Annotated in this window: 10 protein-coding genes; 5 read left to right on the top strand and 5 right to left on the bottom strand. The window is 71.2% G+C overall.

Features of this window, described 5'->3' with window-relative positions; translation table 11 throughout:
- Window positions 1–160: 160 nt before the first annotated feature.
- Window positions 161–1,342 carry a protein kinase gene (locus ACIQUR_RS01210; protein WP_403328112.1) on the bottom strand — a complete coding sequence of 394 codons (1,182 nt, stop codon included), beginning with the start codon at window positions 1,340–1,342 and terminating at the stop codon, window positions 161–163.
- Window positions 1,343–2,114: 772 nt separating this feature from the next.
- Here ACIQUR_RS01210 and ACIQUR_RS01205 point away from each other — a divergent pair.
- A complete protein-coding gene (locus tag ACIQUR_RS01205) occupies window positions 2,115–2,816 on the top strand; it encodes a tyrosine-type recombinase/integrase (RefSeq protein WP_403656581.1) in 702 nt (233 codons plus the stop codon).
- A gap of 81 nt (window positions 2,817–2,897) precedes the next feature.
- Here ACIQUR_RS01205 and ACIQUR_RS01200 read toward each other — a convergent pair whose 3' ends face one another.
- Window positions 2,898–3,719, bottom strand: a complete 822-nt coding sequence (locus tag ACIQUR_RS01200) for a serine/threonine protein kinase (RefSeq protein WP_403328106.1) — start codon at window positions 3,717–3,719, stop codon at window positions 2,898–2,900.
- A 73-nt stretch (window positions 3,720–3,792) separates the two neighbouring features.
- Complete coding sequence (locus tag ACIQUR_RS01195; RefSeq protein WP_078909523.1) at window positions 3,793–3,963, bottom strand: helix-turn-helix domain-containing protein; 171 nt, start codon at window positions 3,961–3,963, stop codon at window positions 3,793–3,795.
- 656 nt (window positions 3,964–4,619) lie between these two features.
- On the opposite strand from ACIQUR_RS01195, the gene panD reads away from it, so the two are divergent.
- From panD to ACIQUR_RS01175, 4 genes are all read left to right on the top strand, one after another.
- On the top strand, window positions 4,620–5,039 hold the full coding sequence (panD, locus tag ACIQUR_RS01190) for an aspartate 1-decarboxylase (RefSeq protein ID WP_403656578.1): 420 nt from the start codon (window positions 4,620–4,622) through the stop codon (window positions 5,037–5,039).
- 72 nt (window positions 5,040–5,111) lie between these two features.
- Window positions 5,112–5,447, top strand: a complete 336-nt coding sequence (locus ACIQUR_RS01185; RefSeq protein ID WP_403656575.1) for a GNAT family N-acetyltransferase — start codon at window positions 5,112–5,114, stop codon at window positions 5,445–5,447.
- Window positions 5,447–6,208 carry an aspartate/glutamate racemase family protein gene (locus ACIQUR_RS01180; protein WP_403656572.1) on the top strand — a complete coding sequence of 254 codons (762 nt, stop codon included), beginning with the start codon at window positions 5,447–5,449 and terminating at the stop codon, window positions 6,206–6,208. The genes ACIQUR_RS01185 and ACIQUR_RS01180 overlap by 1 nt, the downstream gene beginning before the upstream one ends.
- Before the next feature lie 73 nt (window positions 6,209–6,281).
- Window positions 6,282–6,467, top strand: coding sequence for a hypothetical protein (locus ACIQUR_RS01175; RefSeq protein ID WP_403656569.1), 186 nt, complete (start codon window positions 6,282–6,284; stop codon window positions 6,465–6,467).
- 16 nt (window positions 6,468–6,483) lie between these two features.
- Here the strand turns inward: ACIQUR_RS01175 and ACIQUR_RS01170 are convergent, their stop codons facing one another.
- Window positions 6,484–7,683 (bottom strand): NAD(P)/FAD-dependent oxidoreductase, encoded by a 1,200-nt coding sequence (locus tag ACIQUR_RS01170; RefSeq protein ID WP_403656567.1) that lies wholly within the window; start codon window positions 7,681–7,683, stop codon window positions 6,484–6,486.
- 202 nt (window positions 7,684–7,885) lie between these two features.
- Window positions 7,886–9,343, bottom strand: coding sequence for an NADP-dependent phosphogluconate dehydrogenase (gndA, locus tag ACIQUR_RS01165; protein ID WP_403656564.1), 1,458 nt, complete (start codon window positions 9,341–9,343; stop codon window positions 7,886–7,888).
- Between the last annotated feature and the right edge of the window lie 159 nt (window positions 9,344–9,502).

The following is a 9,502-nucleotide window of genomic DNA, read 5'->3' as shown; positions in this document are numbered from 1 at the left end:
CGGGCCGCCCACGGCCTCCGCCTCGACACTCACCCTCAGCTCCGATCCCTCACCAGCGGCACCAACAGCCGCCCACACCCCACATGCACCCGCGACACATCACACGGCACGAGCACACCATTTCCGACAAGACTCTCAGCAGGCACTGTCAGTGCAGGAGTCAGAGAACACGATCCGCGGCGTACAACGAGCGCAGCTCGTCCGCGACCCGCTTCGACGCTGGCGCCCGGCCCCGAGCCGAGCCCGCCCGAGGCCTGGCTGTACCAGCTTCGGGGCCGACAGCGGGTTCAGGCTCTGCCTTCGGCCCGACTGGCTCCTCGGATTCCTGCTCCGGACCGGCAGCCTCGGTGCGCGAGGCCCGGGCAGGATCATCCAGTGGGCTTTCCGCAGCCTCGTCCTCGGCGAGGCCGGCTTGCTCCTGGAGCAACTTCTCGAGCGAGGCGGTCAGTGGCTCCCCAGAGTCGGCGGGCGAAGCCCCGGCAGTGGTGTGCGCGATCAGAGCCAGCCGCGCTGCCGCCGGATTGGACCCGCAGCCGACGATGACCTGCGCGCACAGGTCGGACACTGCCTGAAGGGCGGGCCGGTCCTTGGGCTCGTGCGCCAGCATGGACTCCAGGAGCGGCACCAGAGGCGCCGGCACCCCGGACAGATCCGGAGCGATCTCGGGATTGGTCACCTGCGCTGCGATGGCCTCCCAGCGGCTGCCGTCATACGGGTAGTGGCCTGTCGCGGCGTACAGCAACACCGTGCCGAGCGCGTAGACGTCCGCCGCCGCAGACACCTGTGGCCGTCCGCCAGCCTGCTCGGGCGGCATGCACCGTACCGTGCCGATGATCATCCCGCTGTGCGAGAGAGTCTCCTTGGAGGTGTCCATGAACGCCCCCAGCCCGAAGTCGATGATCATCGGACCGTCGCCACCCATGATCACGTTCTGAGGCTTCAGGTCCCGGTGCAGCAGCTCCGCAGCGTGTACGGCGGTCAGGCCCTCCGCGAGCAGCGCGCCGAGGCTGGCCACGAGCGGCATCGGCAGAGTGCCGTCCGTGTCCACGCAGGCCAGCAGCGTGCGCCCGGTCACGTACTCCATGGCCAGCCACGGCTGGTCCGCGTAAGGGTCGGCGTCCAGGAACCGGGCTACCCGGTTTGTGCCGATCACCGTGCGGGCGATCAAGGCTTCCTTCTCGAACCGGGCGCGGGTCAGCGGGTCCAGCTTGTCGTTGCGGATCACCTTTACGGCGACCGGGTCACCCGCAGGGGTGTAGGCAAGGTAGACCTCGCCCATCCCGCCCGAGCCGAGCTCCCGTGCCACCGTGTAGCGACCGATCCGCGTGGGTACCCCACTCATCCGTACCGACTCACCCTTCCGGTGCGCCTCACCCGATCGGCGCTGTTCCCAGGGCTACTCTAATCGGCCAAAAGGCCAGGCTGGGGGCCTTTCGTCGTGATCAGGGCACGAGGGGCGCGAGCCTGGCCGGATCTCGCGCCTCGCCGTGCCTGCGGCAGGCCAAGCGGCTGGCAGCGGCAGTGTCTCCTCGCCGGTCGCGACCGTCCGGTGCCCGGCGCGCTGTCGTCAGGATTGGTCGAGAGGAGCGGCGGACAGTCTCGCGGGCATCCGAGGCGTGAGGCGAGGGCGCAAGTCTCGGGAGGCTGTCGATCCCGGTCCTCCCCGCAGCCACCGAGTACGCGGAACACGATGGACGGTACATATGCCCTACTTGCGTAAGCTCCCATCCGGAAACTGGCAGGCCACGGTCAGGAATCGTGCTGGCGAGCGGTTCAGTCAAACGTTCCCTTTGCGCTCCCAGGCCCGCGGCTGGGGCTTGGACGAAGAAGCGAAGGTCAGGCGGGGCGCATCTCCGGATCCCCGGGCAGGCAAGATCAAGTTTGTAGAGTGGCACGACCGCTGGTGGGAGGCCCGGTTGGTCGAGCCTCAGACGCAGAGGGGCGATGCCTCGTGCATCCGCACTCACATCACGCCGTACTGGTCGGCCTGGGAAGTCCGTGCGATCTCGAGGCTGGACGTGCAGGCCTGGGTCCGGAGGCTTGTCGTGGACGGGAAGGGTCCTTCGGCCATCCGGCGGGCCTACAACCTGTTGTCCTCCATGATGCGAGCGGCGGTGGACGAAGACCTCATCACGGTGACGCCATGCCGGCGTATCGCTCTGCCGCCGGAGGCGGTGAAGCCGCCGCAGTGGTTCACGATCGCGCAGGCCCAGGCCATCCTGGACGAGCTTGACCAGCCGTGGCAGACGATGGTGCTGCTTGCCTTCTATACCGGCCTTCGGTGGGGCGAGCTGGCTGGCCTGCATGGGCACCGCATCGACTGGCGGCGCGGGCGTTTGTTCGTGGTGGAAGTCAATACAAAATCGGGGATCAAGGAGTATCCGAAGAGCTCCAAGAGCTGCCGCGAGGTTCCGATTCCTGATCACGTCCTCGACGCTCTGGCCCGGCACATGCATGAGCGCGACCGTGAGGGCGTCGTCTTCACCACCGTCACAAGGGGACGGTCGGGCCGGCTCCTGGACGACGCCAACTGGCGGGCCCAGACATGGTGGCCCGCGATGAGGCGGGCGCACTCCACGGACGCCGACGGTGCGATCGTCCGCGTTCCGCAGTACCCGCCGCATTCCACCCGCCACACGTGTGCGTCGTGGCTCGTGCAGAAGGGCGTCTCGCTCTACGACGTCCAGCACCTACTCGGCCACGAGAGCTACCAGACGACACAGCGGTACGCCCACCTCGCTCCAGGCGCTCACCAGGCGGTCATGGGAGCCTGGGAACGACTGGACTCCCAGTTGGTGGTCCCAGCGGGGCGGTAATGTCCGGCGCCAGCTCAGCGTGATCAGTCAGGGAGCTGCAGTGGCCTGGTTCCGAGGCAGTGGTGCGTGGGCCCCGCCGCGTCAGCTTGTTTGTTCTCCTGCTGCCTGCCAGGCATCGGCGAGGGCGCTCACGGACGGCAGTCGATTCTCCGGCTCACGTGCGGTCGCCTGCACGATGACAGCCAGCTGGGCCGGGGTTCCGCGCCACTGCGTCTCCTCGTCGCCGGCGTCGAGGAGGAGGCGCAGTGCCCGGCCCAGGTTGAAGACCGTGGTGCGGATGTCGATGAGCGAGCCGCGGACGAACTCCTCGGGCGCCATGTAGCGGCTGGAGCCGGGGAGCCGGTCCCCCTCCAGGGTGAAGGGGCCGGGGCGGTACTCGTCCAGATCGCAGAGCATCATGCGTTGCTGATCGAAGTCGTAGAGCATGCAGCCGTCGTACAAATCCACGGCTACATATCCAGCATCTTCGACAGCCAGATGGGCGTTGAGCAGCGCTTCCAGAGCGATATTGATCTGGGCGAGCGGCTGGGCCCTGAACCGTGCCATGGGGCTGCCGGGAGCGGCGCGTCCGCCGTGGCGTGACCGGGTCGGGTGGTAGAGAACCTCACCGCTCGTCCACGGATAGACGAGCACAGGGCCGATGTCCGTCGTGAAGGAGTGGGCCAAGGCCACGATGCACGGATGTGAGATGGCATTGTGAACGGCCATCGCCCTGTCCAATGACGGGACGGCTTCGGGTGCCGACGCGGTCTTCACGAACCAGCGCTGTCCCGATGCCAGCAATCCGTAGGAGGTGCAGCCGGAGTCTTGATCGTCGAACCGCTGGAACACGGTGCCCAGCCGGGCCAGCAGAGGCTCGAGCGCCGGGACGTGAGTAACGTCCTCGAACGGGTGCGTCTTCATTTCCGGAATGCTGTCAGTTTGCGTGCAGGTCCGCAGTGATATCGGTTGATGCGATGTCTGGCTGGCGATCGGGCTAATGGATCTTTTGCTGCTCCAGCCACTTGAAGACCTCGGTCTTCTTGTAGAGGACTTTCGCGTTCCTGCCTCGGCCGAGCTTGTAACCCTTCAGGCCGAGCTTGGCGGCCTCCTTGTACACCCAGCTCGTGGACATATTCAGCATGGTTGCCACCTCGGACGTGTTCATGAGCACGGGCTCGACGGCGCGCCTCCCGTGAGGTCCGTCTGCTGCGGTGTTTGTTCTGCCGAGGGGCGTCTGCGGATCTAGGGGCAAGGATCTCCTTCGGTTTGGCGGCCACGCCGATCCGGAATGGATCGGCCTGCAGCCCGGCAGGCGGCGGCAGGGTTAGGAGTGCACCCAGTGGGCGCCCTGTCGTCGTGCGGACTACAGCAATGGTCACGGGAATCCCCGGTTTGGCTAACCGGGGATCTGCCGTTACCTTGCTCCGCCGTTCGGGTCCGGTGATTGCTGGGGCGATCCGAGGGCAGCGTCATCCGGGGTGGGGGTACTGCGCTTCTCAGAGCTGGGGCCGGCGCCAGGTGGCCCCCGGCGCGTGCTGACTGGCGACCTGCTCGCGTGGCTCCGGTCACAGTGAAGGTGGTCCTAGTGGCTGCCGAGGGTCGTTGCGTAGGCTGGCGTCGTCGTCGCGGCGGGGGAGTGGGTGAGGCTTCTCAACCCCTCCGAAGCCAGCTGACGGTGGGTCAGAAAAGTCAGCAATTGGTCAGCATCAGTCCTCAAAAACATGGGGAAAGCTGACCAAACTTGCGACTCGTTGTAGGGTAGGGAAACCGCACTTGACCTGCAAAAACGCAGGCAGGGAGCATAGATCCAGGAGTACCTCGATGATGCGCACCATGTTCAAGTCCAAGATCCACCGGGCCACGGTCACGCAGGCCGACCTGCACTACGTGGGGTCCGTGACGGTTGACGCCGAGCTGATGGAGGCGGCGGACCTGCTGCCCGGCGAGCTCGTGCACATCGTCGACATCGACAACGGCGCCCGGCTGGAGACCTACGTCATCGAGGGCGAGCGGGGTTCCGGGGTGATCGGGATCAACGGGGCCGCCGCGCACCTGGTGCACCCCGGGGACCTCGTCATCCTGATCAGCTACGCCCAGGTCGACGACGCCGAGGCGCGGTCGCTGCGGCCGAAGGTCGTGCACGTGGACGCCGGCAACCGGATCGTGGAGCTGGGCGAGGACGCGTCGGCGCCGGTTCCGGGTACGGACCAGCGGCGCAGCCCGCACGCCGTCGGCGTGTAGCGGAACCGGAACCGTTCGGTGCGGCGGCGTCCGCCGCCGCACCTTCGCACTCACAGGGGGATGAGGACCGGCATGGCCATCGAGATCAAGGACTACCGCGGCGCGGGGCGGCTGCGCGCCGTCGAGGACGGCCACGTCGTCGGCCGCATCGTGTACTTCGTGCTGGACGGCCCGGTGCGGGCGCTCGTCCCGGTCCACACCGTCGTCGAGCCCGGCCAGGAGGGCCGCGGCATCGGGGGAGACCTGGTGCGGCGGCTCTACGAGATCGCGGCCGAGGAGGGCGTGCCGGTGGTCCCGCTCTGCCCGTACGCCGCCAAGTGGGCCTCCCGGCACCCGGAGCTGGCACCGGAGCCGGCGCCGGAACTCGTGGCCGCCGCCGAGGCGCAGCAGGCGGCGAACCCCGTCTGATGCCGGCCCTCGCCCTGCTCCACACCTCCCCGGCCCACGTACCGGTCTTCGACGCGCTCCGCGACCGGCACCACCCCGGCCTGGAGCTGCGCCACGTGGTGGCCCCCGAGCTGCTCGACGGGGCTCGCGAGCACGGGCCCGCGGCGATGGCCGGCGAGGTGGCCCGCCTGGTCCGGGAGGCGGCGGAGGGCGGCGCCGCGGCGGTGCTGTGCACCTGCTCGTCCATCGGCGCCGTCGCCGAGGCGGTGCCGCTCGCGGTTCCCGTACTGCGCCTGGACCGCCCGATGGCGGCGGAGGCCGTACGCCTCGGTGGCCGGGTCGTGGTCCTCGGAACCGTGGCCAGCACCCTCGAACCGACCCTGGCGCTGCTCGCGGAGGAGGCCGCGGCCCTGGGCGACCGCGGGGCCGCCGCGCCTGCCGACAGCCGCGCCACCGTACTCCGCGACGGCCGGGCCGCCGTACCTGCCGACGCCCCGACCGCCGCCGTGAGCCTGGAGGGCCGGCTGGTCGAGGGTGCCTGGGAACGCTGGGAGGCCGGCGACACGGCCGGCTACCTGGCCGCCGTGGCCGCGGCCGCCGACGCCCTCACCGCCTCCGGCGCCGCCGACGTGATCGTGCTGGCCCAGGCCTCGATGGCGCCGGCCGTCGCCCTCGTACGCCCCGGCACGCCCGTCCCCGTCCTGTCGAGCCCGGCCCCGGGCTTGGCCGCAGCCGCGGCGGCTGCCGCCGGCGTGCGTTCCGCGGGCGCGGGGACGGCGTAGGACCCCGCCCGCATTGGTCCCACCGGGCCCCTCCGGTGGGCAGTGCCGGGCCCCGCGAGGGACCCTGGGAGGCATGGCAACCACCCCTGAGCTGACGCGCCCGCCCGACCCGGAGCCCGCCCCCGTGCCGGATCCGGCGCCCACGCCGAACCCGCCGCCGATGCCGCCGCCCCCGACGCCCGGCCCGGTTCCGGAGCCGGACCCGATCCCGCCGCCGCCCGGACCGGCCCCGATCCCGCCGCCGGGACCGCTCGGCTGAGCCGGAGGGCGGTCCCTCAGGCCGCCGCGCCCGTCAGCGCCGGGTCGGAGAAGAACTCCGAGGGACGGGTCACGCCCGCGATGACCCGGGCGAAGCCGTCCATCAGCTCCTGGCGCTGCGCGATCGCGCCGAACACCTGCTGCATCTCCGGTGTGGGCGGTTCGAGCCTGGCGAAGTCGGCCGTGAACCCGTAGATCTCCCTCACCCGCCAGTCGCGGGCCTCCTGGTAGATCCCCATGGCCTCGTCGTACGGGCGCTGCCCGGTCAGGGCCTCGTGCAGGGCTCGGGCGCAGAGTTCGGCGTCCTGGAACGCGTCCTGGATGCCCTGCGCCGTGATGAAGTCCTTGAGGTAGCCGGCGTCCCCGACCAGGGCCCAACCGGGCCCGTAGGGGGTGCGGAAGTGGTTCGGGACGGCGGTCCCCATGATCCGCCCCACCCGGGTGGCGCCGGCGGTCCGCTCCGCGAGGCCGGGTGCGAGGGCGATGGCGGCGAGGTACTGGGCCTCCACCTCGGTCCGGTTGGCCTCGAACTCGCTCATCGGCCAGCTGCACACGACCAGGCTCAGCCCGTCGTGGGTGGGCCAGCCCGCGAAGGCGCGCTCGCCGCGCAGGTACGCCTCGAACTGCTCCAGCCCGAGCCCGTCCCAGTACGTGTAGTAGCCCGCCTGCAGCTTCGGGATCTCGTCGTACGTGCCGGCTCCGACGGTCCGGGCGACGAAGGAGTGCGCACCGTCCGCCCCGACCACCACCCGGGCGTGCTCCGTGACCTGCGCGCCGGCGTGCTCGCGGCCCCGGACGCCGGTCACCGTCCCGTCCCCGTCGTCGACCAGCTCCTCCACGGAGAACCCCTCGCGCACCTCGGCCCCGGCCTCCGCCGCCGCGTCCACGAGGATCTTGTCGAGCACGGTCCGGCGCGGCGCGTAGGAGCCGGTGAAGCCGAGGCCGGCCGGGGAGCCGGCGAAGGTCAGCGGTCCGAGGTCGAAGGCGTACCGGGTGATCTCGGGCAGGCCGCCCGCCGTCACCCGCTCCAGCAGGCCCCAGCGGTCCAGCGCCGCCAGGCCCGGCGGGTGGATCAGGTGGGTCGAGACGGTGTCGCTGGGGAAGACGGCGCGGTCCGTCAGGATGACACGATGGCCCTGGCGGGCCAGCAGCATGGCCGTCGGCGCGCCCGCGCAGCGGGCCCCGACGACGATCGCGTCGTACGTCGTGTGCGTCATGGCAACACCTGCCGATCGCTCTCCTTCCACGCTAGCCGCAGACCCGGCCCCCCGGCGCGCCCAGCCGCCACCCAGGCGCGCCGCGTACGCCGCTCCGGCCCGCCCGTACGCCCACCCGGGCGGGCCGCACCACGACGGCGGACGCCCGCGCCCGGCCCCGGCGCCCTCTGCCCGGCCCCGGCGCCCCGCCCAGGCCCCGGCGTCAGTCCGTCCGGACCTCCGTCCGGTCGCCGCTCCACAGCGTGTGGTACGCCCCCTCCCGGTCCACCCGCCGGTACGTGTGCGCACCGAAGTAGTCGCGCTGGCCCTGCGTCAGGGCGGCCGGGAGGCGTTCCGCGCGCAGCGCGTCGTAGTACGCCAGCGAGGCCGAGAAGGCCGGTACCGGCACCCCCTGCGCCACCGCCGTGGCGATCACCGCCCGCCAGTCGTCCTGTGCCGCCGCCGTCTCCGCCGCGAAGCCCTCGTCCGCCAGCAGGCTCGGCAGCTCGGGGCGCGCCGCGTACGCCGCCCTGATCCGGTCCAGGAAGGCGGCCCGGATGATGCAGCCGCCGCGCCACAGCGCCGCCACGGCACCCAGGTCGACGCCCCAGCCGTACTCGCCGCTGCCGGCCCGGATCTGGTCGAAGCCCTGCGTGTACGAGACCACCTTCGACGCGTACAGGGCCTGCTCCACCCGCGCCGCGAAGGCCTCAGCCGCCTCGCCCGCCAGCGGCGCCGGCACCGGCCCGGCCAGGCCCCGCGACGCGGCCCGCAGCGCCGAGTGCCCCGAGACCGCCCGGGCGAACACCGCCTCGGCGATGCCGGACACCGGCACCCCGAGGTCCAGCGCGATCTGCACGGTCCACCGGCCGGTGCCCTTCTGCTCGGCGCGGTCCGCCACCACGTCCACGAACGGGCGGCCCGTCGCCGCGTCCACGTGCGCCAGCACCTCGGCCGTGATCTCGATCAGGTACGAGTCCAGGCGGCCCCGGTTCCACGCGCGGAAGGTCTCCGCGATCCGCTCCGGGGAGAAGCCGGCCACCTCGCGCAGCAGGTGGTACGCCTCCGCGATCAGCTGCATGTCCGCGTACTCGATGCCGTTGTGCACCATCTTCACGAAGTGCCCGGCGCCGTCCGGCCCCACGTGCGAGGTGCACGGCGTCCCGTCGGCCGCCTTCGCCGAGATCCGCTCCAGCAGCGGGCCCAGCGCCTCGTACGACTCCTTCGACCCGCCCGGCATGATGCTCGGCCCCAGCAGCGCGCCCTCCTCGCCGCCCGAGATGCCGACGCCCGCGAAGTGGATGCCCAGCTCCCGCAGTTCGCGCTCCCGGCGCCGGGTGTCCTCGAAGTGCGCGTTGCCGCCGTCGACCACGATGTCGCCCGGCTCCAGCAGCGGCGCGAACTCGCGGATCACCGCGTCCGTCGGCTCACCCGCCTTCACCATGACGACCAGCCGGCGCGGCCGCTCCAGCGCCGCGACGAACTCCGCCGCGCTCTCCGCGGCCACGAAGGCGCCCTCGTGCCCGAACTCCTCCACCAGCGCACGGGTCTTGGCGGCGGTGCGGTTGTGCACGGCCACCGTGAAGCCGTTGCGGGCGAGGTTGCGGGCCAGGTTGGAGCCCATCACGGCCAGGCCGGTGACCCCGATGTGGGCGGTGCCCTGCTGAGGCGTACTGTCCATCGTTCTGCGCTCCTGAATGCTCCGGTGTGCGGGAGGGCCGACGCTACCCGCCTCCCCTCGCGACCGGTGCCCTTCCGGCTCGCTGGAATGTCAACTTCCTCTTGAACGCGAGCCGTTGCGCCCCCCTGAGCCCCTTGTCACACTCCGGAGACCGACGTT

Origin of the sequence: Streptomyces sp. NPDC101132, from assembly GCF_044759225.1 — a bacterium.
GTDB lineage: Bacteria > Actinomycetota > Actinomycetes > Streptomycetales > Streptomycetaceae > Streptomyces.
Note: the sequence above shows the minus strand (reverse complement) of the source record. Positions and strands in the feature narration are given on the sequence as shown.